Genomic DNA, 24864 nt, shown 5'->3' with positions numbered 1-24864 from the left:
GTTTTTCTCATTCGTCGAAAACGAATTTGCTTTATTTCATTGGACCGAATCAGGATTTTTGCCGAGAAAGACATCCAGCCATACTTTCCTGAAATCGACCATACATTGCTCGACCCGGTGCAAGATATCGGAGGCATTCGTTAACGAACCCGTCTCCGCCTCACGCTCTAGAAGTTCAAAATCATCTGCTAAGTCGTCCGCTGCAACGGAATAGGAGGCGCCTTTTAGTAAGTGAGCTAATTTTTCGGTCTGTACCGCATCATTTGCTGCGACTGCGTCTTTCAATTCCGGAAACTTACGATCGAATTGAGCGATGTACGTCTCACCGATTTTTTGTAGAAACACTTCATCGCCACCTGCAATCATACGCAGTTCTTCTAATTTTTTTGTATTGAAAAAAGGCATCGTATTCCCTCCCTTGTTTGTATTTTATCATTAATCGTTTCAAAAAAAAATCTGAGAATCATTTACACGCCCTCCATAGTGTTCCTATAATAAAAAAGTGAAGAGCAGGAGGGATAGACAAATGTTGACGATTTATCGAAGCGATGTGACGGGGGCAGTCAACGAAATCCAAGAGTTCACGAAAGGTTCTTGGATTCATCTTGTCAATCCGACAAAAGACGAAGCCGATCAAGTCATCGCTGCCACAAAAATTCCTGAGGATTTTATCTACGATCCACTGGACGTCGAGGAAAAACCTCGTTTTGAGAAAGATGATGAAGGGTTATTGATGATCGTCGATGTACCCTACATTGAAGAAGAATCATCTGGACGACGGTACAATACGATTCCACTTGGTATCATCGTAACGTCGAGACATTTCATCACTGTCTGTTCGCAACAGCTTGATGTGTTGACTTTGTTCTCGAGCGGAAAACTCCGCGCGTTCCGGACGAACTACCGCTCACGGTTCGTCTTTCAAATCTTATATAAAGTCAGTTCCTCCTATCTCCGGTTCCTCCGGCAAATCGATCGCCGGATGGATGAATTGGAGGAAGAATTACAACGATCGATGCGAAATCAGGAAATCTTCCAATTGATGAACCTGCAGAAGTCACTTGTCTATTTCATGACTTCCTTAAAATCCAATGACGGCGTCCTCGATCGCATCATCAAGACACCGAGTCTTGAAAAACACGAGGATGATGAAGACTTGCTAGAAGATGTGTTCGTCGAACACCGTCAAGCAATGGAAATGGCCCAGATCTACAAAGACATCATCAGTTCGACGATGGATACGTTTGGTTCCGTCATCTCGAACAACGTCAACTTCGTCATGAAGTTTTTAGCGTCGATCACGATCGTCATTTCGATTCCGACGATGATTTCCGGGATGTTCGGAATGAACGTCCATGTCCCTTGGGAAGGCGAAGTCATCGGATTTTGGATCGTCTTCGGCATGATGATTTTCTTCTCCGGTTTAGCTGCCTTTATTTTATGGCGCCGACGATTCTTCTAGCAAACAAACCAAAAAAAAAGCCACCCGCTTTTCAAGACGTTCGCAGAATTGGAGGAACGGACAGCTGTCCGCTCTGTCCCCAATCTAAACGACTCTCGAAGGTGAGTGGTTTTTTCATTTTTTAATTGATTTCAACCGTGACGAGACACAAATCGTCTGCATCATCACTCTGATCCGGTTGAATGAGCTGGTGAATGCCCGGTCCTTGTTGCTGGATCAATTCACGAATCGCGCTGATCCCCTCATCAATCCCCTTACTGTACAATTCCATGAAACCATCTGTATACAAGTAGACACATCCAGGCGAAACAAGGTCAATCGTATGGCTCGTATACTCGGAATCCTCGAACATCCCGACCGGAAGGCCTGTGTTCTCAAGCGGAATGATTTGATTGCCCATCCGTAATAAACCGGGTGGATGTCCCGCATTGGCGTAGCTGAGTTTCATCTCGTCGAGTTCAATATACAAATAGACGGCCGTAAAGTAGATTTCCGTCTCATCTCCCGGAAACAGCCGGCTCATCTGCTTGTTTAATTCTTCAAGCACTTTTGCCGGGTCACCGATCCGGTGCACCAGTTCAAACAAAATCGAACTCATGCCCATCGTGATCAAAGCGGATGAAACACCGTGCCCCATCACGTCAAATAAGATGATGCCATATTTCTGAGGCGAAATCCGATACCAGGCGTACATATCTCCTGCCAGTTTTTTTGACGGGATGTACGTTGCCATGATCCGGATATCCTCATCTTCGATGTTTGCGCTCAAGACACTTTGTTGCAGTTTTTGCGCCAAGTCGAAGTCTTCTTGTAACACCTTTTCGTACCGTTTCCGGGCGTCAATGGCTTGTTTGAGTGACATGGCATTGCGGACACGGGCCAACAATTCCGTTTTCCGGATCGGCTTCGTCGTGTAATCGGAGGCACCGGCATCAAGTCCATCGGCAATATCTTCTTCATTGGATCGACCCGATACGATGACAATCGGCAATTCATCCAAGCCAAACCGTTTACGAATCAAACGTGTGGCGTCAATTCCACTGATTCCGGGCATTTCCACGTCGAGTAATACGACGTCAAGTGTTTCGATGAACAGCGGGTCTTCCATCAGTTCCATCGCTTCTTCCCCACTCATTGCCTTGACCACATCGTATCCTTCGTTTTCAAGCAATCGTTCCAAAATCATCAAATTCGTAAACTCATCATCTACGACTAGTATACTCATGTCGTCTCACCTCGTTCCATTAACATATTCATTTGAAAATAGTTTAGCACACAATTTACATTTTCGTTTAGACGAACGGCGCTTTTTCCGTCATACTAAAGGAAGAATGAAAGGGGGAATGGATCATGTGGCTGTATGTCGTCTCCATTCTAATCATCGTTTTCGTCCTGGTCGCTTCAATCCTCGTGATTTCAAAAGGGTACGGCTATAAAGGCAATAAGGATGACATCGAAATTGATTACGATGAAATCAACCGTAAGCTGACTGAAAAACACGATGACGAGCATCGACCGTAAGATTACTGGATCGTCTCAGACCATCATATCATTGGATGGTCTTTTTGTTGTATTACAAATGCATGTTTTCAGTTAGCAGATAAGGGTATATTCATATCATGGTCAAATAATATTTTAAGGGAGTGTCAATCATGCAACCAAACTTACCAAACGATCCACATGCTGTACATGCTGAAAACCCGAACCGTCAATTCGATCAGGAAGCGTCATCTGGTCGCCAAGTCAGTTTACTTACGGGAATGTTGTTAGGGGCAGTCGTCGGTGGTCTCTTGACATTACTCAGTTCATCTAGCCGTCAAAACACGAAGCAGAGCCTTCGTGGTGCCAAGGACTCCGTGTCGACACTGGCTTCTTCCATCAAAGAAGATCCGTCAGGTAAAGCGTCACAAGTCATCAACCAAGTGAAGAGCGCTTCAAGCATCATCCAAGAAGTCGCATCAGACGTTCAAAACGTCTACGACAAAGTCAACACGGAACTCGATACGGTGAAAACGGATGCTTCGTCTGTGAAAGACACAGTAAACGAAGCCAAAGGTGATCTCAATTCGATCAGCAATAAAGTGGTCGAAGCCAAAGACGTGGCGCTCGGGAAAGAAGAAGCCCCAGCTGAGCATCAACCTAAAAATACACAACAAAGCGGTTCACAGCAAAACGATTCACAGCAAAATAAATAAGTGACTGACACCTTCACAGTTCAACTGTGAAGGTGTTTTTTCATTGAAAATACTTCACGATGATCGCGACACGCTCGCGCATCCCGTAACGTAATACACCTGACAGCGGCGTCTCAGCCGGAATCGCATCGGTCGTCAAGTTCATCTGCTCGGCTTCCTTTCGTGCCCGATACAAATGAAAATCTGACGTGACGATTGAAACACGGGTTTCAGATTCCGGTAACAACCGTTTCGAAAACGTCAGGTTTTCCGTAGTTGACGTCGATTGATCTTCGAGTAACAAACGATTTTCGGAAATACCTGCTTCAATCATTCCCCGTCGCATCGCTTCGGCTTCGGAAATTGCCTCGCCCTTTCCTTGCCCGCCACTCAAAATGAAAGTCGTATCCGGAAACTGTTTGCCGTACCGGGCTGCCGCCTCAATCCGGTTGCTTAAAATTAATGACGGAGTCTCTCCTTTGACACCGGCTCCCAGCACGATGACATACGGATGTTTTCCATTTGCCAACGGTCGCTCTCCCTTAGCGACGAACAGACCCATGCTGAACCAAAACACGACCAGCATCGAGATGATGCCGAAACCAACTTTATACATACGCCTTACACGAAATTTCATACGATTCATCTTCTGCAACGTTCCCCTCAGTGCCGATTACTTTTTTGATCTTTCATCATTTTTTACACTTCTGTATATACGCCCGTTAACGAAAAAGGTTTCATCACTGATTTCTTTAAAGGAATCTTCATTTGGATGATCGACAAAAAAGATACATCCCGTGAGTATGGGATGTATCTTTTATTCATATCGTTGGTTCAATTTCCCCAAATTGACGTCACGTATTCCGGATGATCGATGAAGGGATTCCGGTTTTTTTGCCATTTCTCGAAGATGATATCGTTTCGTCTTTTTTCAATCGCATCGACTGGATCCAGCTTGTTCCATGCTTTTAACGTCGACAGTTTTCCATGAAGTGGATTTGTACCGTTGCTGACATTTTCTGATGCTTCCAAATCGATTTCGCCGCCGCCTTCATAACGGACCGCCATGTAGAAGATCATCCGCGCAATGTCGCCTTTGACACGTGTCGGAGGCTCCCATGAATCACCATCGCGGTAACAGTCACAACCGGCATACTTCGTTCCGCCGTTGTCAAAATCAAGATTTCCCCGTGCACTGTTGACGACAACATCTTCCGGACGAAGGTGGTGTAAGTCGGTTCCCGGTCCGTTACTTGTTCCAAAGTCCCCGTGCGATTTTGCCCAGACATGCTCCCGGTTCCATTGACCAACGTTCCCACCGTTATTACTTTTCGCAATCGATTTACCGGTATAGAGTTCAATGACGTTATTCGCATTGTTTGGATCCTGGTCTGTTTCCTTGAGGGCTGTCCAGACGGTATCATACGACACTTGTGTATGGTTATCGATGATGTCGTGCAACGATGCCTTTAATGCTGCTCCGGTTTTTCCTGACGCCGGTAAATAATAAGCATCGATCGTTGATTGTGACGTGACCATCTGTGGTCCGGCAACGATTTTGGTTGGTTCTGTTTTAGCAATGACTGGTGTAAACGAAATTGACCCAAGTGCCAGTGCCGCGACAAGCGCACCGCTGATTTTCGACTTCCAATTCATACTGTTTCCCCCTTGATCGCATATGTACGTGCTGGCGTTACATCCTCATTTTCACACCTCATTTCGGATCTGAGAAGCTGGACAAAAGACCTTTAAATTCACGGCCTTAAACTGAATCAAAATTCACTCTGATGTTCAAGAGTCAGAAGGTCCTGTTTTTTTCTCAATATCAGATCAATTTCGCAATCATTCTTCATCTAAAAAAATATTCTAGGGTCAAAAGTCACGAAAACAAGATGTTTGCAAATAAGCGCAGCGGTTGATACACCGGCGCCGTCTGGTTGATATACTAGAGATGCAAACGCTTTCATAAACTCATAGGAGGTTCTTTCATGAAACAAAAACGCTTGATTGTCGCAACACTTGCGACAGCTACTTTTTTAGCGCCACTTGTGCAACCGATTGCAGTCGGCGCGACGGCGGACAATGGAACGATGATGCAGTATTTTGAATGGTACTTGCCAAACGACGGCAACCATTGGAACCGCTTGAGCAGTGATACGACGAAACTGGATCAGCTCGGGATCACCTCGGTCTGGATTCCGCCCGCTTACAAAGGAACGAGTCAAAATGATGTCGGGTACGGTGCGTATGATTTGTACGATCTCGGGGAATTTAATCAAAAAGGAACTGTCCGGACGAAATACGGAACGAAAGCACAGCTGAAATCGGCCATCAATCAACTGCATACAGCCGGGATTGATGTCTACGGTGATGTCGTCATGAACCATAAAGGCGGCGCTGATTTCACGGAATCGGTAACTGCTGTTGAAGTCAACGGCGGCAACCGCAATCAGGAAATTTCGGGAGATTATCAGATTCAAGCTTGGACCGGCTTTAATTTCGCCACACGTAACAATGCATATTCGAACTTCAAGTGGAAATGGTATCACTTTGACGGGACAGACTGGGATCAGTCACGTTCCAAAAGCGCCATCTATAAGTTCCGGGGTACAGGAAAAGCCTGGGATACTGATGTATCCACGGAAAACGGGAATTATGATTACTTAATGTATGCTGATGTCGATTTTGATCATCCGGAAGTTCAGCAGGAAATGAAGAACTGGGGTAAATGGTACGTCAATGAGCTTGGTCTCGACGGATTCCGACTCGACGCCGTCAAACATATCAAACACGGTTATCTCGCGGACTGGCTTGCCAACGTCCGGCAAACAACCGGCAAACCGTTATTTACGGTAGCCGAATACTGGCAAAATGACCTCGGCACGCTGAAAAACTATCTCAGCCGGACGAACTATCAGCAGTCGGTCTTCGATGCCCCACTGCATTACAAGTTCGAACAGGCGAGTAAAGGTGGCGGGTATTATGACATGCGGACAATCTTTAATGGAACCGTCGTCCAAGACAATCCGACGCTTGCTGTCACACTTGTCGAAAACCATGATTCACAACCCGGCCAATCGCTCGAATCAACGGTCCAGGCTTGGTTCAAACCGCTCGCTTACGCAATGATCTTAACGCGTGAACAAGGGTATCCGTCGGTCTTTTACGGGGATTACTACGGGACAAAAGGTACTTCAACTCGGGAAATTCCAGCACTGGGCTCTAAAATCGATCCACTCTTAAAAGCCCGGAAAGACTTTGCCTATGGAAAACAAAACGATTATCTCGACAATGCCGATATCATCGGTTGGACACGCGAAGGGGTAACGGATCGCGCAAAATCAGGTCTCGCGACCATCCTTTCCGATGGACCGGGCGGCAGCAAGTGGATGTACGTCGGAACACAAAACAAAGGTGAGGTTTGGACAGATATCACCGGCAACAACTCCGCATCTGTCACGATCAACCAAGACGGTTACGGTCAGTTCTTCGTCAATGGCGGATCCGTCTCCGTTTACCGGCAACAGTAATGACCTAATTATAACAGCATGATAAAAGCCGATTTTCAGGGACCATAATGAGGTCCATGAAAATCGGCTTTTCTTATTCCGCGAGTCCAATGCTCCCCCGGACATGTTCGTCCTGCTCGATTGCTTCGAGTAAAAAGTGAGCGACATCGGCACGATTGATTTGTTTCGCTTGTTCCGGTACACCGGTATCGGCTTGCCGGTACAGTCCGGTCAACGGACCGTTCATGAGCCGCAGCGGCCGTGCCACCGTATAGGCGACATCCGCCTGTTTCAACAGTTCGATGGCCTGACGATGATCCTTTAACGGGTTCTTCAGGATTTGCTGGGCCAGTAAGCCTTGGGCACCCGGAAGTTCCTGATCAACTCCCGCCGAAGCGACATACCCGATTCGTTCGACACCATTGATCTTCATCGCATTGATGATCCGCAGAAGACTGCGTTCTAAAAATCCGCTGTACGCCAGACTTTCGGTTCCGAGGGCCGTCACTACTGCGTCTTGTCCCTGCATGGCTTGATTCACCGCTTCTTGGTTAAGTACGTCCCCTTCTATAATCTGCAGTTTCTCGTCCGTCAACTCGAGTTTATCTGGATTGCGGACAAAAGCCGTCACGGTATGTCCATGGGCGATTGCCTGTTTGACTAATTCTTGTCCCGTTTGACCGGTTGCTCCGAAAATAATCAGCTTCATCAAAAATTCCTCCTCTGGCGTATTCTCTAATTCATGTACCCTTCCCTTTCTATCGTTAATCGTGTTAGCTTTTTCATATTTTCAGAAAATGGTTCCTTCTCAATTTCAATTTGTGCTAAAATTCAGTTAATAACAATGGATATTTTTTCCTTATCCTGTTCTTTTTATGGAGATTCTTCACCATAATGCGCTTCAAATCTCCCAAAAATGACTGTGATTCGAGTTCAAATTAACTGATACGGAGGGAATTTTATGAAACTGCAACAACTGAAGGATCAATTAAATACGATTTATCTTGGAAAAGCTGATGTCATCGATTTGTGTCTGACAGCGTTAATCGCAGAAGGCCATATCTTGCTCGAAGATGTACCCGGAACAGGGAAAACAATGCTCGCTAAAGCACTCGCCAACAGTTTTGACAGTGCCTTCTCCCGGATTCAGTTCACGGCCGATCTCCTGCCGTCAGACGTCATCGGTTCTGACTTCTTTAACCTGAAGACACAAGAGTTTGAGAACAAACGGGGGCCCCTCTTTGCCAACGTCGTCTTGATTGATGAAATCAATCGGGCTGTTCCCCGGACGCAGTCCGCGTTACTCGAAGCGATGGAAGAGCGTCAAGTTTCGATCGGCGGCACGACGTATCAGATGCCGGCCCCGTTTTTTGTCATCGCGACACAAAATCCGATTGAATCCGCCGGCACGTTCCCGCTGCCAGACGCCCAGCTCGACCGGTTCATGGTAGCGATTGAAGTCGGCTATCCGGATCTTGAGCATGAACGCCAATTATTGATTGAAGTGTTGGCGAACGTCCGGAAACAAGCCGTCGGAATCGCGACGGGCGGTGACTTGATTACTTGGCAGGAAGCAGCACGACGGGTCCACGCTTCACAGGACGTCCTCGATTATCTGCTTGCAATCGTTCAGGCGACCCGTCATCATGCTTTGGTCGAAGTCGGCGTCAGTCCCCGTGGTGCGATTGCGTTACTGCGGGCTTCTCAAAGTTACGCCTTCCTCAACGGACGTGACTTCATCATTCCGGAAGACATCAAATACCTGGCTAAACATGTCTTGTCCCACCGCTTGACGCTTACACTCGAAGGCGGTATCAAAACGACGAAAGCCGATCTTTTGGTGCATTTGCTCGACGACATACCTGTTCCGGTCGAAATGGGGTGACACGATGCAGATTGAACGTTCTGTCCCATTTTGGCTCGAATCACGGTTGTTCTCCGTTTATATCATTCTGACATTCGTCTTCTTGTTCATACCCGGATTATCGTTACTCGGTTTCGGCTTCGCATCGCTTGCGACGGTTCATTACGTCGTCGGTCGGACGGAAAAACAATTGATGACGACCATTGCCTTGGAATGGAAACATTATGAGCCGCTCATGTTCAATCATGAGTCGACGACGTTACGGTTACAGTTGTTTGGTCTTGAGGCTCTCCAAAAACTGGGTCTCAAGACGACGCTTCGTCTGCATACCGACGAGGGGCTGGTCTTTCCGGAAATGGATCCGCTTCATCCCCATACGTATCATGCCGTCATCGGGACGCATGAGCAACTGGATATTCCGATCCGGACGACACGCCGGGGACCGTCCGCATTTGACGAAATCACCTTGACGATCAAACTGCCCTGGCGGATGGGTGTCTACTTGTTTACCTTTGATGCCTTTCCCCGATTCACGGTTCTTCCCTCTTTGACGGCACAAGCGACACCGCTCTTGTTGCACCGTCTTCGGATCGGGGACCGTACCGATCGGTATTCCCCGCTGAAAAATAAACTGGTGCAACTCGGGGCAAAACCTTATACAGCCGAACCGTCGAAAGAAATTGATTGGTATGCGACAGCGAAAACCGGACGACTGCAGGCAAAGGTTTTTGAAACGAGCAACCAAGATACGTTCACACTTGCTTTGAATCTTTCCGGACCAAGCGGTTACGGACTGCATATGAACTTCGAGACTTTCATCGATCAGACGGCGTTTCTTGTCAGTGAACTGATCAAAGAAGGCTGCAAGATCGAACTGTTCTTAAATCGTCTGGATGCGAATAATCAGATGACCCATCTGAAACTAAAGGAAGGACAACCCCAACTTAAACAAATCCTGCTGACGCTGTCGACACTGTCGACGCGGGACGACTATATCGCGACCGGTCAATTCGAACGGTATGTCATGCGTCGGAAAAACCGCAACAGCCAGTTGATTCAAATTGGTAATGACAACATTCAAGCCATCGGGTAAACCGGTGGCGTACAGGAGGGAAAACATGCAGTCATTTGTCATCCGCAAGACCATCCAACTCATTATGGCCCTACTCGTCTTGCTCGGCGTCAGTGCCTTACCCAGTCTGATCGTCCAGATGCGACCGGACTTTTCCAACTACTTCAAGACGGTCGAACAGCAACTCAACCTGCTGACGACGTGGGACACCATCACTTATTATAATGCGACGGCCGCGGAAAACAGATTGTTGTTTCCGGATCTCGAACCATTTATACAGGAAACGCTTCTAATCTTCAGCAGTGCCTTGATCTGCTCGGCAGTCGCGGCTTTACTGTATGCCTTTTTGTTTTATCAAGCCGGCCCTAAGATTCGTTCGCTCTTGACGCAAGTGACACGGACGCTGGAAATGGTTCCAGATCTGTTTTGGGTCATCTTTTCACAGTGTATCGTCATCATTTTATTTAAGACGACCGGATTCAACCGAATTGAAATCGCCGGTGGTGCTGACGATCACGTCCGTTTTTTACCCATTTTGACGTTATCGTTGACGACGGTCTTTTTCTTCATCAAGTGGTTGACCGGACGAATTCAGGAAGAACAGGGAGCAAGTTACCTCGAACTCGCCCGTGCCAAGGGTATCCAATCGACCCGTCAGTTTTGGCAACATCTGCTGCCGAACCTGTTTTACCGGTTTTATCTGTTTTTCCGGACGAATATCATTACGATTCTATCAAGCCTTGTCGTCATCGAATATACCTTTAACGTTCAGGGGATGTTCCGGTTCATTTTGATCAATCAAGATTTTTCGATTCTGCTTGTTTTACTGCTCTTGATTTATGTTCCCTTTTTCATTTTTGATACTGTTGTGGAACTTTGTATTCCCCGCTCGTGGAAAGGAGGAATTTCATGAGACGTGTCTTGATACGAGATCCACTCTTCTGGATTGGTTTGCTCCTGTTCGCTGCGTTGATGACGCTCAGTGTCGGCAATACACTTTTTCGGGATGGTCAAGTCGATCAAATCACGAATCTTTATTCGGCCGATGGAACGCTGCTTGCGACCTCTCCACTCGAACCGTCGAGTGAGCACTGGCTTGGAACGGATCGTGCCGGGAATGATTTGTTGCAATTGCTGATTGAGGGTGCCAAGTGGACGATCGGCGTTTGTTTCACGGTCGCCTTTGTCCGGATTGCTCTCGCTTTGTTGATTGGTGTTCCGCTTGCTTTTCGCGGAAAACGCCTCTACACCGGTCTGCGACTCCTGTTGGACGGTTTTTTGATCATCCCGATCTCATTGCTTGCGTTGTTTATTTTATTGCCTGCTTTATTGTTGACCGATCCGGCCTTGATTCCGTCCATGTCGTCCCGGGCCTTGCTCGAAGTAAGCGTCCTGACGTTACTCGGTTTACCCGCCCTGTTGCTTTACTTAATCAGTGAAACCCGACAGTTGCTCGCGCAAGAGTTCATGCTCGTTGCCCGGACGCTAGGCGGAAGTCCATTTTACCAATTCCGGACACACATCTGGCCGCATTTGTTGCCGACGTTGACGATCGTCTTCATGCAACAATTCGTCCAGACTTTGATGGTTTTGATTCACATTTCCTTGTTTGGTGTCTTCTTTGGTGGATCCCTTCTTTTATTTGGTGACGGGGTCGCGCCGACCATTTTCGAATGGGCGTCCCAGTTCGGTTATTATTTCCTGCAATTCACAGCGCTCTCCTGGATCAATCACATGTTCCTGGTCCCAGCCATCGCGTTAGCCTTGCTTGTGTTCTTCGCCAACCTATTGACGAGTCGGCTGGAACGCGCGTACCGCTTGCGCCGGCAACAATTGGTCCATGCTCCCATGCAGGAACTTGCCGAGGCCGAAGCAGCAGCGACGCAACTGTCTGATCCATTTGAACCTGTCCGCATCTCGACGAAACCTTAGGAGGCTGTATGAAACGAATCATCATTTTTCCCGTCATAGTTCTATATATGGCGGCTTTTTCTTGGTCGGTCTGGCAGTATCAACATCCAAAACTGATCAGCTCGGACCAGTCCAAACTCTTACCGACCCGAATCAAACAAGTCCGTTCCGCTCAATCGCCGGATGAACTGACGGACTGGATACGGCAGGCAAAACGGAATCACGAAACGATTTCAATTGCCGGACTTCAACACAGCCAAGGCGGACATACTTACTTGGCCGACGCGACGGTCCTTGATATGACGAACTATGACATGATTTTGGACTATGCTCCAAAACAGCGGCGAATCACCGCACAAAGCGGTGTCACCTGGGCCGAGATTCAACAACGGATTCAGCCGGACGGACTTGCAATCCAAGTCATGCAGTCGCAAAACATCTTCACAGTCGGAGGAGCGCTCAGCGTTAATGTCCACGGACGGGATATCCGATACGGTTCGTTGCTCGACACGGTCGAATCGTTTCGTCTGCTGAACGCCGACGGTCATATCGTCAACGTCAGCCGGACGGAGCATCCGGATTTATTCCGGTTGGTCCCAGGCGGATATGGTCTGTTTGGTGTCATATTGGATGTCACCTTCAAACTGACCGAAGACGAATGGTATACGGAGCAGACCATCGCGTTGGATTACCGTGAGTATCCAACCTATTTTCAACAACACGTGCTTGATGATGCAGATGTCAGGATGCACATCGGACGGATTTCTGTTGCACCGGACGGCTTTTTCAAAGAAATGTATGTAACGAATTACCGCAAAACTGACCGGACGATCCCGATTGAAGGCGAACCGCTCAAGCAGGAAACCATCATCGCTTTACCGAAGGCCTTGCTTGGTCTCTCCCGTTACAGCGACTTCGGGAAAAATCAATTATGGTCGTTCCAGAAATCCTATTTCCTGAAACAAAGCGGTACGTTCCAATCCCGAAACAACGTCATGCGCTCCGATAGTGCCTTTATGGACTATACGAGTCCCAGTCGAACCGAACTGTTGCAGGAATACTTTGTTCCGGTCGAATCTTTTGTTCCGTACATCGATCAGCTCCGGTCGATTTTGACGACGGAGGAACTGAATGTTTTAAACATCACGATCCGCTACGTTGAACGGGATGAATCGGCTGTGCTGTCCTATGCGAAACAAGACATGTTCGCCCTGGTCTGGCTGATCAACACGGAGACCGATGCCGCTTCCATCCGGCAGACGAAACGGATCGTCCAAAAATTGATTGATGTGACACTCGATCATCGCGGCAGTTATTACCTGCCGTATTATCCGTTTGCGACACGTGCCCAGTTTCAACAGGCGTATCCGAAAGCTGCTTCCTTCCAAGCAGCGAAACAGCAGTATGATCCGGAATCGATTTTCATGAACCAGTTTTATATTGATTATTTCAAGTGAGGCGACGATGATGCACTATCCTCTTTTTATCCGTATCCAAAGTATGATTTTAATGAGCAGCAGCGTCATTTTTCCTTTTTATCTGCTGCTGGTCCGTCAAATTGGCGACTCCTATGCCCAGTTCGGTCTTGCTTACGGACTCTTCACCTTGACTTCCGCCTTCGCCTATCTCGGAATCGGTCGACTCAGTGACCGGTTTGGCGACCGCCTTCTGCTGATGATCCATACGTTTGGTATGGCATTGATTTTGTTATACGTTCCGATCGTGACGGAAATCAGTCACGTCTACCTGATTCAAATCATCATGGGGGTGCTGGGTGCTCTTCAAAAAAACACTGAAAAAACCGTTCTTGCCCGGCAAGACATGGCTCCGACGACCATCGGACGTACCGTTGGTCACTATCATTTTAAGACGTCGCTTTGGTCTGCTTTGGGTATCATCGCGGCAGGTTACCTGATTGATTTCCTGACAATCGGAAGTCTGTTTTACCTCATTTCCGCCTGTTATTTTTATGTCACCTTGCGTTTATGGTTCAGCCGGCCAAGGCCTTTAAAAAAATGACGTGATGGTTCACCGACCGGTCTTGAATCGGGTATAGGAAAGGAGAAGGGATGTGACGATATGATTGATGTAATGGATTATTCCCAACAGTTCGGAAAAATCAAGGTCCTGACAGATGTACAGTTTACGATCGGGCGCGGGGAAATCGTCGGCTTGATCGGACCAAGCGGGTCGGGAAAAACGACCTTGATCAAGTCCTTGATCGGCCTTCAGCAACCGACGAAAGGGACAGTGACCGTCCTCGGAGCAAAACAACCTTCATTGAAACAGGCGGAACAGATCGGCTATATGGCTCAAGCCGATGCTTTGTATGAAGACTTGACGGCGCGCGGCAACCTCCGTTACTTCGGAAAGCTGTATGGTCTGAAAAAAGCCCGGCTTCGAGCACGAATCGAGACGGTGCTCCAGTTCGTTGATTTAAAGAACGATGCCGACCGACCGATCCATCAATTCTCAGGCGGCATGAAACGGCGGCTCAGCCTTGCCATCGCTTTGATTCATGAACCCAGTTTACTGTTGCTTGATGAACCGACGGTCGGAATTGACCCCGCCCTCAAAAAAACATTTTGGCACGAGTTCGAACAATTACGCCGGTCGGGTGTGACCATCCTTGTCACGACACACGTCATGGACGAAGCCGAACGGTGTGACCGGCTGTTGTTGATTCAGCATGGCCGTCTGATTGATGCAGGAACCCCCGCCGAACTGGTGCAACGCTTCGGCTCCATCGACGAAGCGTTTATTCAAAAGGAGCGAGTCTGATGCAAACACTTACGGTAGCTGAACGTGTCATCTCCCAAATTTTTCGGGACAAACGAACGATTGCGATGATGTTCCTTGCTCCGTTATTTGTCCTCTTTTTACTGTCGACGATTCTCGGTTCAAGTTCCGACGACGTGACAATCGGAACGGTTGATGTTCCGTCTGCCTTCGCAGACACGTTGACTTCCAAAACTGATACAGCGTCTTTTAAAACGGAAGCCGAAGGCATGGACGCACTCAATGATCAACGGATTGAAGCCTTGATTACCTATCAGAACGGTCAACCGGAGATTTTGATAGAAGGTGGCGATGTCTCGAAAAATGCCGCGGCACTTCAAGTCATTCAAGAGACGTTGATCACGATTCAGGGGCAACAGGCGACGGCGACGAACACCAAACTTTCGGAGACCGTCAAGCAGTTGCAACAGCGACTCACCGCGTTGACGAACCAGACGTTCGACGCTCCGTCCCCTGTCGTGCCTGCGACCGCCAAACCGGACATCCAGTTTTTGTACGGTAGTCCGGATGCCGAATTGTTTGATCAAATCGCGCCTGCCTTGATGGGGTTCTTCATCTTCTTGTTCGTGTTTATCATTGCCGGTGTCAGCTTTTTACGGGAACGGTCCAGCGGGACACTTGAACGAACGCTTGCGACTCCCCTTAAACGGTCGAGCATCGTCTTCGGTTATTTCGTCGGGTTTTTCCTGTTCGTGACGATTCAGACGATCCTCATTCAATTGTTTATCGTCAACGTTTTGGACGTAACCCAGGAAGGAAACTATTTCCTGCTCTTGTTCGTGAATCTCTTAACGGCCAGCGTTGCCTTATCACTCGGTTTACTGTTGTCGAGTTTTTCCCGGACAGAATTTCAACTGATTCAGTTCATCCCGCTCGCCATCGTTCCGCAGATTTTTTTCAGTGGACTTTTTGATTTGACCGATGCTCCGACCTGGGTGGAAGTCATCAATCGTTTGATGCCGTTGACCTACGCGGCAGACGCCTTGCAAAACATCATGATTCGAGGCGCCGGTTTCACGGACATTTGGATGGATTTAATCGTTTTGACCGGTTTCATGACTCTGTTCGTTTTGCTCAATATGCGGGCGTTGAAAAAACAACGACCGGTCTAAAACCCCGAGAGCATCAATGATAACGTTGACAATCCATTATTTTCCTTATACAATCAAAAAAAACGAAATGAGGGCGACCGATGTAAATCCATCTATTAATCCATCCACCAACTAAATACGAACGATGTGGAGGTTTTTTAGATGAACCGATTTACAACTTTACTGGTCAGCCAGTGGGTAGCGAATGCGGGAGATGCGCTCTACATCGTCGCGCTCATCGCTACCCTTTACCAACAAACGGGTCAAGCCAGTACAGCTGCCTTGTTTCCGATTGCCGTGACCGCAGGCATGACCATGAGCGGATTTTTCTTTGCTTCTCTTGCACGACGCTTTCGACATGCCTCCTTGCTGTTGTTCAGCCAACTGATTAAAACCATCACACTGGGACTGATCGTCTTTCTTGATCTTCCCCTTGCTTCTCTTCTCGTGTGCGTCGTTTGGATTGCGTTCCTCGATGGTTTTGCACGTCCCATCGAGAGCGCCTTCCTGCCCCGTATCACCGATGATTTACAAAAAGCCAACAGTTTGGTCCAAGGAACCAATCAAGTCGTCCAACTCGTGATGTGGCCGCTTGGAGCCATTTTCGTCAGTGTTGGTTCGCCGCATCTTGTTTTGATGATTTCCTTCGGCTTGTTTATCGGAGCGACCCTTTGGACAACGTTGTTTCATCATCAAGTGCGGCATCTGGCTGATCCGGTCGAAGATTCGGACGAATCGCCGACTTTCCAATCGAGTTTTCGGTATACCCGCACGCATCCGGCGGCCCGTCTCAATACGACGTTACTCGGCATCGATGCGTTTGCGAGCACTGCCTGGATTTCAGCGTTGTTTCTTGTTTATATCGATACGCACCTCGCACTGTCCGGCAGTTGGTGGGGCATTCTCAATGCCTTTTACCTGCTGAGCATGATCGGCGGCAGTTACTATATGCTCCGTCGCACGAAACGGACACCCTTGTTGATGAGCAGTGTCCTATTATCGATTGGCGCGACCGTTCTTTTCACCTCGGCGCCGCATGTCGTGTTTGCCATCGTTGCCTGTATCGTACAAGGGGCAGCCAGTCAATTACGGGCCATTGACATGAATACCCGGTTACAGGAAGCTACACCCATCGCCCGGTTACCTTACGTGTACAGCATGCAGCAAACCGTCTATACCCTCAGTTTTTGTCTTGGCAGTTTACTGTTTGGTCTGCTGGCGGACCGCTTGAATATCGAAATCGTGTACTGGATTGCCGCTGTCATCGCGCTGTTGATGCTTCCTTCGGCACGGCGGCTTCAACAATCCGTCCCCGCCTCCGCGGAACGCCACGTTTCGTAATTGATCCACGTTTTGAATACGATTCATGAACATGAGGCTGACTTAAACGTCAATCTCGACACAGATGAGGGTGGCAGATTATAAGTCTGCCACCCTCATCTCGTAAAAAAAGAATTACTCGCTACACGCAACTCCTACAGGAAAAAGCGCATTTTTGCGCTGTCAGAGACAAATAAGACCCGATTTCCTGCCTGAATGAGGCAGGAAAACTGGCTTGTGTCTCGCCTGAGGAAAGGGCGTGAAAAGACGAGTAATACTTTTTTGAATCAGCCCCATTTTGTTCAACCGGAACCACTCGCTTCACACGACTCTTATAGGAAAAATTAATTTTCCTATAAGTTGAATGGGATTATCAACCCCTTATCCGCAAGACAAACATCATTCCGAGTCCCAGCAACAGACCGGTCAGACCGAGGTAAAAGTACGCCCCGTTTAAGCCGATCGTCTGGCTGATATGCCCGAAACCGAGTCCTGCCGCCATCGTCGCGAGACTCTCGACGAACGAGACCACCGAACTGCCGGTCGCCCGACGTCCATCCGGCAAACAGTCTTGCAACAACGTCGTCAAAACAGGTTCCGACCATCCGTAGATCAAAAAAATACCGATTAGCAGCAATACCGACCAACGGCCTTCGATCACGGCGAGCAGAATGATTCCACTCATATACAACAGCAACAAATAACACAGAACCGTATACGGACGTGTTGGTTTCGGCAACAGATTACCCATTCCCTGAGCCGTCATCAAGCTGATCAGAATGATACCAAACCATGAAACGGCAATCCCCTGATCCCGGACATACAGTTGCCAAAACTCATCTAAAAAGGTGATCGTCGTACCAAACATGACGGTGAACAAGACAATCCGGACAAACGCCGGGATTTTCAAGAGACGATTCCATCCACTGTCATTCGTTCGTTCGGTCGCCGGCCGTGCACTGTGTGTGTCCGACAAAAGACAACTCGCCAGTACCGCACAGACCAAAAAACAGAAGGAAATATAATAATGGGTAATCAAATCAAACGATTGCGCGAGCCACGCCCCCAGCAGAGCGGCCACGCCTGCCGTCCCGAGACCAACTGCGTTCATTCGCCCGACCGTCTGCTCGAATCGATCACCTGCTCCGATCTGTTGCATCGACTCGTACAACAACGCGTCTTCCGTCCCGCTGATGGCAGCTGTTCCGATTCCCGCCAGCACCATCGCAAATAAAAAGGACGACAGACTAAAGGCATGAAGCAGAACAAGAAACGAAAGGCACTCAAACGACGTGCCGATGATCATCCCTATCTTACGACCAAACCGGTCGACCATCAGTCCAAACGGAATTTCCAACACGACCAGCGTCAACGCAAAGACGATTTCCGCATAGATGACATCTTGAATCGTCATTCCGCGTTGCTCCCAAAACAATCGTTCGATGACATAGGCCGGAATACAAGCTGTCGCAAAACGAATCAGATAAAGAATCCGGATATTTCGACGCAACCGGACTTAACAAGGAGGACGGACAGGGTTCATCTAAAACAGCTCCTTTTCTGAATAAAGTAAGTGAGTTCTTATGAATCATTTTCCCGTTTCAATCGTTTTACAATCCACTTTCATTGTCCAAAACAAAAGACAGTGCGTTCCGGGGAACCCACTGTCTTTGCTGTACGCATCATTATTTATGTTTTCGAAGATGGTCGTTTGATGATAAAGATGCCTCCACGATTTCTTCAAGCGATACATCTGCTTGAACGAACGGCAGTTCGACTGTAAAAATCGAACCCTTTCCTTCCGTCGATTCCACATGGATCAACCCTTCATGCGCCCGGACGATTTCTTGACAAATCGCCAAGCCAAGACCGGTCCCGCCGATTTTCCGGCTGTCGGAGTTGTCGACCCGATAAAACTTACCAAACAACTCCGGTAACGCTTGACGTGGAATACCGATCCCTTCGTCCGTAACCGTGACCCGTAACCGATCGTCTAATTCCTCAAGTCGTAACTCCACCTGTCCGCCGTCCGGTGAATACTTGATGGCGTTATTGATCAGGTTTCCAAACAGTTGCCGCATCTTCGCTTCGTCCGCTTCAACCCGTCGTACTGGTGCATCGCCCGTCTCGAGACTCAATTGGTGATGTGTCGCAGAACCGGCTTGGAATTCGGCCACTTCCTGAATCAAGTTCGCCAGGTCAAGCTCCTTGAAATGATACTGCTGTTGGCTCGATTCCATCCGCTGAACATCGAGGAAATCATTCACGAGACTCGTCAGACGTTGTGTCTCCGTATGAATCGTCGTCAAGTAGCGTTGTTGTCGAGCCGCCGGCAAATCTTTCGCCAGCATCAATTCCGTGTAGCCGAAGATCGAGGCGAGTGGTGTCCGCAATTCATGGGAGACCGTCGATACGAATTCCGACTTCATCCGATCGATTCCCGTCTCAATCGTCACATCACGTAAGACGAGCATCGTTCCGCGGAATCGTCCGCCGTAATCGATGCCTTCCGCATAGACATGGACGAACCGTTCTTCTTTATTCAGAGACAATGACAATCCTTCCGTCGGTATCTCATGACTGCATACGCGGTCCATATAATCCAAGAACGCTTCATGTTGGTCGACTTGAACGGCCAACTCTTCGATCTTGACATCCAGCGTCATCAAACCGTCATCGTTGAACTGATCATGTGCCGGGTGGTGGAACAACGCCAACAACGGTTTATTGGCAAAGATTTTTCCGCCTTCGATGTAGATGACGGCTTCCCGGATCGAGTGCAACAGTTTCGACGTTTTCTCGCGTTCCCGTTCGATTTCATCAAATACCCGCATCCGCAGGAGTGACAATGCCAATTGACGTGAGAACGACCAAATTTCTTCCGTCTGATCGTCGTTAAATTGATCACGGTAACGAACAAGATAAATGCTCGCAATCATCGTATTTGTCGCCGGATCCATGACCGGGACGACCGTTTCATACATGCTGTATGGATACGGAAGCGGATGATCACTCGTGACCTGTTTCGTCGACCGGACAGCCCGTTTGTGCATGCGCGCCCGCTCGAGCAAGGACATCGAGGACGTCAAGAGTTTACGTTCCTGATCCACAGTCATCCCGTAAGAGACGATATCCGTATAGCGGTCTTCCTCGAGAAAGACGATTGCCCCCAACTCAGCATCCGTGATTGTAATCAACTTCTCGATGATCGCCGGATAGGCCGTCAATGTCTCGCGTGAGGCAAGGGTTTCCGTCAATTCGTTCCGGTAACGCAAATGGGTTTCATTCCGTAACGTAATATCAAGGGCTTCTTCCAGCTCTTCTTGTTGTGTTTGCAACTCTTCTTGTTGCGCGACGAGTTCTTCTTGTTGACTTTGCAGTTCGTCGTTACTGGAGACGAGTTGCATTTTTTGTGTGGAAATCGCCGCCGCCATTTGATTAAACGTCGTCGTCAATTCCCCGATTTCATCTCGCTCGTTCACGACAGGGATTGGTGTAGCGTCTTCCCCTTTGGCCAAACGACTGCTCTCGCGGTTCAGTTGGCGTAACTGTCCGGTCAGCTTCGACACGAACGGACGAACGAGTAAGGCGATGATGAGTAACAGGACTGCTAGATTGATGAAGCCCAGCACCTGTGACGCATTCACTTGCTTCCCAAGTTTGTCTTGTGCTGCCAACTCTTGTTGATTTAATGAGTTCCGATAATCTGTAAAGACCGTTTCCATATCGACGATGCTCGAGCTCATATCAGCTGCACTTTTCGTCTTGATGTTGAACTTTCGATCCGGATCCAGTTTTGGTGCCTGTGTCACTTTTCCGAGCGTCGCCATCTGCAGGAACGGTTCGGTGACGTCACCGTCTTTTTTGGCGGCAACATAGTTCGTCAGGCTCGGCATGACGCGTTCCGTATAGGCACTGTAAAGCGCCCGGGCATCCGTTGCGTATTGTTCTTCTTCTTTAAAACGCGCATTTTTTTCGAACCACGTCGTCTGGCGATTGATGGCGTCTTTTTTCCGTTCGATTTCTTCAAGCATCGCCTCATCACCTAGCAGGACAAATCCACGCATCTCATATTGAAGACTCTGCCAGGATTCGTATAAGTTCGTCGCTCGTGTACGATGATCGTTTAACGTCAACAGTTCCTGACGCGAATCCTGCACTTGATTTTTCGTATAAAAGTAAACACCGGCTGAGGTCAGCACGAGTGTCAGAATAATCATATAGAAGGCGAACATAATTTGGCGTCCAATCGTACGATTAAGCCATGATTTCATCTATTGATCCCCCTCTATCGTGTAATTGATACACAATTTTTTCGTTTCTAAACTCTATTTTAAAGGTTTTTTATTGAATTCCACTAAATATGCTCAAAAAAGACCGCTTTTCATCTAACTTTAATCTAAACCGTTGTATGTTACAAACAGATGTCGGAAAAGCGGGGTTTTACTCTTCTAATGAACGGATTTCATACAAAAAGTCCACTCCGATGAACGGAATGGACAATAAGTTAAAGATTCGAATGATTGGAATTTTGATGATCTGCCTGATGCTGATCGATATGCATCTGATGATGATCGTGTGCGCTCGAATGACGGCGAACCGGCTGTTCGTCCGCTAATGGATCACCTTCAAGCAGACCCAACCGTGCATATTGCGCCAGAATGTCTTGTTTGGTTGTTCCTTCGATTAGATCCGTCTGTTGAATCAGCGCCAAAATTCCTTTTGCGAGGCGAACCGGTTCCAAATTCGTCTTTTCAACCGGGAATACCGACAAGGAACGGATGTATGTCAAATAGTCCTGTGCGCCTGACTCTGATGGTGTCACGAGTTGTGACGCATGATGCCGGAGTGATGTCGTGATTCCGTTCGTCGAAATTCCTTTTGAGGCCGATGAAATCAATGAAATCACGATAACTGAAAGTATCAGAACAAAAAAGATGACCATGAAAACCGGCATTCCGGTAAAAAAACCATCCCCGCCTTCTTCGAATGTCATGTCGTCGATTTCCGACAGCGATGCAAGGGTACGGATTCCAAATTCTCTCATTCAAGTTCCCTCCTGTTTGATTTGATTAACTTACTTACGCAAATCAAACAGCCCAGGTTCCGGTATCAAATCAATTTTTCAGTAACACTTCCGCATTAAACCAATCTTCCACAAATAACGAACCGTTCGGTGCGTCAATCTGATAGGAATACAGGACAGCAAAATCACCGTCTGTCATCATCGGCAACGTCAGTTCACGCAAAACCGCTTTGACTTCCTCGGTCATCTCGGCTTCGTATCGGACAAATCCATCCTCCCGGGTTTCCTGTTCCGTCAAATACGGCATCAATAAGGTTTTACCAAACGATTGTGGATCATCAATGACTTCTGCTGTCACACCAAATAACTCTTCCGCCTCCAAAATCAACTCGTCCGCCGGTCCGACCGTCACTTCGTTTGGAAACCAGACGGTCAAGCGTGTCCCTTCCTTCAAAAAACGTTCAAACATCGGGATAAACGTTTGGTTCTCCATTAAATCGTAATGCATCAGGCTTCTCCCTTCACGAATTCAAATTTCAACTGGTTTTGTTCGAGGTATAACATCGCCCGGAACGTCCGTCCGTTCTTTTTCATGTCCAGCGGTTTCGTTTTTTCATGTGCCAGCACTTTTTTCAGTTCCGCTTGCGTCAGGCGGGCACCGAGAATCGTTTTTGGTAACGTAAAACCACAGTTCTTTTTCTGATAGGCACTGCAGCCGTAGAATTTTCCGCGATCGAGTAATTCCGCCTGACAGACCGGACAGATCCCAACAGGACGGTTTGTCGCGCCCCGTGCCCGCTTAGCCGGCACTTGCGTCGGATCGACTTCGAGTTGCTCGACACGTGTTTTGGCATCTTCGACGAGATGTTGTGACAACTTTTTGGCCTGTTCGACGAATTGCGCTGCCGAGGCCTCACCCTTCCCGATTTGGTCGAGCCGGCTTTCCCATTTCGCGGTCATCTCCGGCGAGGCAAGGATACTTCCGCTGACGGCTTCAATCAAAATCCGTCCCTTTGCCGTCGGGTGAATTTCTTTTTTCTTGACCTGAATGTACTCACGTCGCTTCAGCCCATCAATGATGCCGGCTCGGGTCGCCTCCGTTCCCAGCCCCTCGATTTCCTTCATGATTGCTTGCAGTTCATTTTCGAGGACCTTCCCGGCCGTTTTCATGCCGAGAATCAACGTCCCTTCGGTATACCGTTTAGGTGGTTCCGTTTGTTTCTCAAGCAACTTCGCGCTTTTGATCGGCACCTGTTGTCCGATTTCGACCGCCGGTAAATCCAGTTCCTTCGCTTCGATCTGCAGCACACGTTTGAATCCAAGTTCCAGCGACCGACTGCCTTTTGTGATGAACCGGTCCTGCTCCCGCTGCGTAACGATCTCCGTTTTCTCGGAACGGGCATCCGGGGCAAAGGCAGCCAGAAAACGGCGAACAATCAAATCATAGACCTGCGCATCACGGCCCGACAATTTAGCGACTGCCCCGGCTTCTTCCGTCGGAATGATTGCATAGTGGTCACTGACTTTCGCCGAGTTGACGTACCGTTTATTCGTCGCCGGGTTTTTGGTCAGGACGTCGGTCAGTTCCGCATACTCCGGTTGTTTGAGTAGGCGTTTTAAGATCGACGGAAACTGGCTGGCTTCGTCTTTTGAGACAAACGATGAGTCCGTCCGGGGATAACTGATCCAGCCTCGGATATAGAGTTTTTGGGCAATATCCAGCGTTTCTTTTGCCCCTAAACCGAAGCGTCGGCTCGCTTCCGTCTGTAATAAAGACAGACTGAACCAAAACGGCGGCTTTTCGACCTGTTCCGTTTTCTCGACTGTGGCAATGATGCCTGTTCCCTTCGTCCGGGCTGCGATTGCTTCTGCCAGTTCACGTTCTGTAATCTTCGTCTGTTTTTTCGCATTGATGTACTTGCCTTTGTATCGCGTAAAATCCGCTTCGACTTCAAAAAATGTTTCCGGTCGGAAGTTTTCAATCTGTTTTTCACGTTCGACGATCAAGGATAACGTCGGGGTCTGGACCCGTCCTAACGAAAAGACATCGGCAATCCCTTTTTTCTTGAGCAAGGTCGTATAGGCACGCGAAGCGTTCATCCCGATCAACCAATCGGCACAGGCCCGGCTCATCGCTTCATGAAACAGATTTTCTGTTTCTTTTCCGTCGAGCAGATTGGCAAATCCATGGTCGACGGCTTGTGGGGTCAGACTCGAGATCCAGAGTCGTTGGAGTGGCTTGGCATTATTCGCGAGGCGAAGAATCAGCCGGACAATTGCCTCTCCCTCTCGCTCGGCATCCGATGCTATAATGATGGAAGTTGTCGTCCGCTCATTTAACAATTTCTTGATCACTTGGAATGCCTTGCTTTTCCCACGCGACAGACGGTAATCAAAGCGTTCGGGAATGATCGGAAGATGGTCATAGTTCCACCGTTTCCACTTGGCATCATAATGCGCCGGTTCCTGCAGTTCACATAAATGTCCGACCGCGTACGCCAGTTTGGCACCCGCCGGAAAACGATCGCACGGCTTAATTTCAATGTATCCGTCCCGCTTGACCGATGGATATGGCGCGGCGAGTTTTTCAGCTTGTTTTGGTTTTTCCGCAATGATTAATTGCATCGTTTCACCCT

At 48.3% G+C, this 24864-nt stretch carries 23 protein-coding genes; 13 read left to right on the top strand and 10 right to left on the bottom strand.

Going from position 1 to position 24864, the window contains the following annotated elements:
- Nucleotides 1–36 precede the first annotated feature (36 nt).
- The gene (locus D3D03_RS01650) at nucleotides 37–405 is read right to left on the bottom strand and encodes an Hpt domain-containing protein (protein WP_026833487.1); all 369 of its coding nucleotides are present in this window, start codon (nucleotides 403–405) and stop codon (nucleotides 37–39) included.
- 121 nt (nucleotides 406–526) lie between these two features.
- On the opposite strand from D3D03_RS01650, the gene D3D03_RS01645 reads away from it, so the two are divergent.
- Nucleotides 527–1462: a magnesium transporter CorA family protein gene (locus tag D3D03_RS01645; RefSeq protein ID WP_026828838.1), complete on the top strand. Its 936-nt coding sequence runs from the start codon at nucleotides 527–529 to the stop codon at nucleotides 1460–1462.
- 121 nt (nucleotides 1463–1583) lie between these two features.
- On the opposite strand, the gene D3D03_RS01640 is transcribed toward D3D03_RS01645, so the two are convergent.
- Complete coding sequence (locus D3D03_RS01640) at nucleotides 1584–2687, bottom strand: PP2C family protein-serine/threonine phosphatase (protein ID WP_026833488.1); 1104 nt, start codon at nucleotides 2685–2687, stop codon at nucleotides 1584–1586.
- Nucleotides 2688–2812: 125 nt separating this feature from the next.
- Here D3D03_RS01640 and ytzI point away from each other — a divergent pair, with 125 nt between their 5' ends.
- Both ytzI and D3D03_RS01630 read left to right on the top strand, forming a co-directional pair.
- Nucleotides 2813–2983: a YtzI protein gene (gene ytzI, locus D3D03_RS01635; protein WP_114596274.1), complete on the top strand. Its 171-nt coding sequence runs from the start codon at nucleotides 2813–2815 to the stop codon at nucleotides 2981–2983.
- Nucleotides 2984–3114: 131 nt separating this feature from the next.
- Nucleotides 3115–3657, top strand: a complete 543-nt coding sequence (locus tag D3D03_RS01630; RefSeq protein ID WP_119922536.1) for a hypothetical protein — start codon at nucleotides 3115–3117, stop codon at nucleotides 3655–3657.
- 40 nt (nucleotides 3658–3697) lie between these two features.
- Here D3D03_RS01630 and D3D03_RS01625 read toward each other — a convergent pair whose 3' ends face one another.
- Nucleotides 3698–4273 (bottom strand): YdcF family protein, encoded by a 576-nt coding sequence (locus tag D3D03_RS01625; protein WP_233550613.1) that lies wholly within the window; start codon nucleotides 4271–4273, stop codon nucleotides 3698–3700.
- A gap of 197 nt (nucleotides 4274–4470) precedes the next feature.
- A complete protein-coding gene (locus D3D03_RS01620; protein WP_026833491.1) occupies nucleotides 4471–5292 on the bottom strand; it encodes an endonuclease I family protein in 822 nt (273 codons plus the stop codon).
- A 332-nt stretch (nucleotides 5293–5624) separates the two neighbouring features.
- On the opposite strand from D3D03_RS01620, the gene amyS reads away from it, so the two are divergent.
- Entirely contained in the window at nucleotides 5625–7166 is a 1542-nt protein-coding gene (gene amyS, locus D3D03_RS01615) for an alpha-amylase (RefSeq protein WP_119922534.1), read from the top strand.
- A 73-nt stretch (nucleotides 7167–7239) separates the two neighbouring features.
- Here amyS and D3D03_RS01610 read toward each other — a convergent pair whose 3' ends face one another.
- Nucleotides 7240–7854, bottom strand: a complete 615-nt coding sequence (locus tag D3D03_RS01610) for an NAD(P)-dependent oxidoreductase (protein ID WP_026833493.1) — start codon at nucleotides 7852–7854, stop codon at nucleotides 7240–7242.
- A 252-nt stretch (nucleotides 7855–8106) separates the two neighbouring features.
- Between D3D03_RS01610 and D3D03_RS01605 the strand changes: the two genes are divergently transcribed.
- The 9 genes from D3D03_RS01605 to D3D03_RS01565 all read left to right on the top strand — a co-directional run bounded on the left by D3D03_RS01605 (nucleotide 8107) and on the right by D3D03_RS01565 (nucleotide 17223).
- Nucleotides 8107–9030: an AAA family ATPase gene (locus D3D03_RS01605; RefSeq protein ID WP_026833494.1), complete on the top strand. Its 924-nt coding sequence runs from the start codon at nucleotides 8107–8109 to the stop codon at nucleotides 9028–9030.
- Nucleotides 9031–9034: 4 nt separating this feature from the next.
- The gene (locus D3D03_RS01600) at nucleotides 9035–10102 is read left to right on the top strand and encodes a DUF58 domain-containing protein (protein WP_026833495.1); all 1068 of its coding nucleotides are present in this window, start codon (nucleotides 9035–9037) and stop codon (nucleotides 10100–10102) included.
- Between the two features lie 25 nt (nucleotides 10103–10127).
- Nucleotides 10128–10994, top strand: coding sequence for an ABC transporter permease subunit (locus D3D03_RS01595; RefSeq protein ID WP_026833496.1), 867 nt, complete (start codon nucleotides 10128–10130; stop codon nucleotides 10992–10994).
- On the top strand, nucleotides 10991–12013 hold the full coding sequence (locus D3D03_RS01590) for an ABC transporter permease (protein WP_026833497.1): 1023 nt from the start codon (nucleotides 10991–10993) through the stop codon (nucleotides 12011–12013). Before D3D03_RS01595 ends, D3D03_RS01590 begins: the two co-directional genes overlap by 4 nt.
- 8 nt (nucleotides 12014–12021) lie before the next feature.
- A complete protein-coding gene (locus tag D3D03_RS01585; RefSeq protein ID WP_119922533.1) occupies nucleotides 12022–13449 on the top strand; it encodes an FAD-binding oxidoreductase in 1428 nt (475 codons plus the stop codon).
- 10 nt (nucleotides 13450–13459) lie between these two features.
- A complete protein-coding gene (locus D3D03_RS01580) occupies nucleotides 13460–14011 on the top strand; it encodes an MFS transporter (protein ID WP_119923080.1) in 552 nt (183 codons plus the stop codon).
- A 60-nt stretch (nucleotides 14012–14071) separates the two neighbouring features.
- Complete coding sequence (locus D3D03_RS01575; RefSeq protein ID WP_119922532.1) at nucleotides 14072–14773, top strand: ABC transporter ATP-binding protein; 702 nt, start codon at nucleotides 14072–14074, stop codon at nucleotides 14771–14773.
- Complete coding sequence (locus tag D3D03_RS01570) at nucleotides 14773–15903, top strand: ABC transporter permease (protein ID WP_119922531.1); 1131 nt, start codon at nucleotides 14773–14775, stop codon at nucleotides 15901–15903. Before D3D03_RS01575 ends, D3D03_RS01570 begins: the two co-directional genes overlap by 1 nt.
- 141 nt (nucleotides 15904–16044) lie before the next feature.
- A complete protein-coding gene (locus D3D03_RS01565; protein ID WP_119922530.1) occupies nucleotides 16045–17223 on the top strand; it encodes an MFS transporter in 1179 nt (392 codons plus the stop codon).
- 352 nt (nucleotides 17224–17575) lie between these two features.
- Here D3D03_RS01565 and D3D03_RS01560 read toward each other — a convergent pair whose 3' ends face one another.
- The 5 genes from D3D03_RS01560 to D3D03_RS01540 form a co-directional block, all read right to left on the bottom strand.
- Nucleotides 17576–18712 carry an MFS transporter gene (locus D3D03_RS01560; RefSeq protein WP_233550612.1) on the bottom strand — a complete coding sequence of 379 codons (1137 nt, stop codon included), beginning with the start codon at nucleotides 18710–18712 and terminating at the stop codon, nucleotides 17576–17578.
- Nucleotides 18713–18887: 175 nt separating this feature from the next.
- The gene (locus tag D3D03_RS01555) at nucleotides 18888–21476 is read right to left on the bottom strand and encodes a HAMP domain-containing sensor histidine kinase (RefSeq protein WP_119922529.1); all 2589 of its coding nucleotides are present in this window, start codon (nucleotides 21474–21476) and stop codon (nucleotides 18888–18890) included.
- Between the two features lie 233 nt (nucleotides 21477–21709).
- Nucleotides 21710–22249: a hypothetical protein gene (locus D3D03_RS01550; protein WP_119922528.1), complete on the bottom strand. Its 540-nt coding sequence runs from the start codon at nucleotides 22247–22249 to the stop codon at nucleotides 21710–21712.
- A gap of 70 nt (nucleotides 22250–22319) precedes the next feature.
- On the bottom strand, nucleotides 22320–22736 hold the full coding sequence (locus tag D3D03_RS01545) for a hypothetical protein (protein WP_119922527.1): 417 nt from the start codon (nucleotides 22734–22736) through the stop codon (nucleotides 22320–22322).
- A complete protein-coding gene (locus tag D3D03_RS01540) occupies nucleotides 22736–24853 on the bottom strand; it encodes a DNA topoisomerase III (RefSeq protein ID WP_119922526.1) in 2118 nt (705 codons plus the stop codon). Before D3D03_RS01540 ends, D3D03_RS01545 begins: the two co-directional genes overlap by 1 nt.
- Nucleotides 24854–24864 lie beyond the last annotated feature (11 nt).

It is taken from the genome of Exiguobacterium sp. RIT452 (assembly GCF_003598705.1).
Lineage (GTDB): Bacteria > Bacillota > Bacilli > Exiguobacteriales > Exiguobacteriaceae > Exiguobacterium_A > Exiguobacterium_A undae.
The sequence above is the reverse complement of the archived record's forward strand: the minus strand, read 5'-3'. Positions and strand labels throughout refer to the sequence as shown.

Excerpts from the sequence above, each read along its gene's own strand:
- D3D03_RS01650 (WP_026833487.1), bottom strand. The coding sequence starts at position 405 with ATGCCTTTTTTCAATACAAAAAAATTAGAAGAACTGCGTATGATTGCA.
- D3D03_RS01645 (WP_026828838.1), top strand. The coding sequence starts at position 527 with ATGTTGACGATTTATCGAAGCGATGTGACGGGGGCAGTCAACGAAATC.
- D3D03_RS01640 (WP_026833488.1), bottom strand. The coding sequence starts at position 2,687 with ATGAGTATACTAGTCGTAGATGATGAGTTTACGAATTTGATGATTTTG.
- ytzI (WP_114596274.1), top strand. The coding sequence starts at position 2,813 with ATGTGGCTGTATGTCGTCTCCATTCTAATCATCGTTTTCGTCCTGGTC.
- D3D03_RS01630 (WP_119922536.1), top strand. The coding sequence starts at position 3,115 with ATGCAACCAAACTTACCAAACGATCCACATGCTGTACATGCTGAAAAC.
- D3D03_RS01625 (WP_233550613.1), bottom strand. The coding sequence starts at position 4,273 with ATGAAATTTCGTGTAAGGCGTATGTATAAAGTTGGTTTCGGCATCATC.
- D3D03_RS01620 (WP_026833491.1), bottom strand. The coding sequence starts at position 5,292 with ATGAATTGGAAGTCGAAAATCAGCGGTGCGCTTGTCGCGGCACTGGCA.
- amyS (WP_119922534.1), top strand. The coding sequence starts at position 5,625 with ATGAAACAAAAACGCTTGATTGTCGCAACACTTGCGACAGCTACTTTT.
- D3D03_RS01610 (WP_026833493.1), bottom strand. The coding sequence starts at position 7,854 with ATGAAGCTGATTATTTTCGGAGCAACCGGTCAAACGGGACAAGAATTA.
- D3D03_RS01605 (WP_026833494.1), top strand. The coding sequence starts at position 8,107 with ATGAAACTGCAACAACTGAAGGATCAATTAAATACGATTTATCTTGGA.
- D3D03_RS01600 (WP_026833495.1), top strand. The coding sequence starts at position 9,035 with ATGCAGATTGAACGTTCTGTCCCATTTTGGCTCGAATCACGGTTGTTC.
- D3D03_RS01595 (WP_026833496.1), top strand. The coding sequence starts at position 10,128 with ATGCAGTCATTTGTCATCCGCAAGACCATCCAACTCATTATGGCCCTA.
- D3D03_RS01590 (WP_026833497.1), top strand. The coding sequence starts at position 10,991 with ATGAGACGTGTCTTGATACGAGATCCACTCTTCTGGATTGGTTTGCTC.
- D3D03_RS01585 (WP_119922533.1), top strand. The coding sequence starts at position 12,022 with ATGAAACGAATCATCATTTTTCCCGTCATAGTTCTATATATGGCGGCT.
- D3D03_RS01580 (WP_119923080.1), top strand. The coding sequence starts at position 13,460 with ATGCACTATCCTCTTTTTATCCGTATCCAAAGTATGATTTTAATGAGC.
- D3D03_RS01575 (WP_119922532.1), top strand. The coding sequence starts at position 14,072 with ATGATTGATGTAATGGATTATTCCCAACAGTTCGGAAAAATCAAGGTC.
- D3D03_RS01570 (WP_119922531.1), top strand. The coding sequence starts at position 14,773 with ATGCAAACACTTACGGTAGCTGAACGTGTCATCTCCCAAATTTTTCGG.
- D3D03_RS01565 (WP_119922530.1), top strand. The coding sequence starts at position 16,045 with ATGAACCGATTTACAACTTTACTGGTCAGCCAGTGGGTAGCGAATGCG.
- D3D03_RS01555 (WP_119922529.1), bottom strand. The coding sequence starts at position 21,476 with ATGAAATCATGGCTTAATCGTACGATTGGACGCCAAATTATGTTCGCC.
- D3D03_RS01550 (WP_119922528.1), bottom strand. The coding sequence starts at position 22,249 with ATGAGAGAATTTGGAATCCGTACCCTTGCATCGCTGTCGGAAATCGAC.
- D3D03_RS01545 (WP_119922527.1), bottom strand. The coding sequence starts at position 22,736 with ATGCATTACGATTTAATGGAGAACCAAACGTTTATCCCGATGTTTGAA.
- D3D03_RS01540 (WP_119922526.1), bottom strand. The coding sequence starts at position 24,853 with ATGCAATTAATCATTGCGGAAAAACCAAAACAAGCTGAAAAACTCGCC.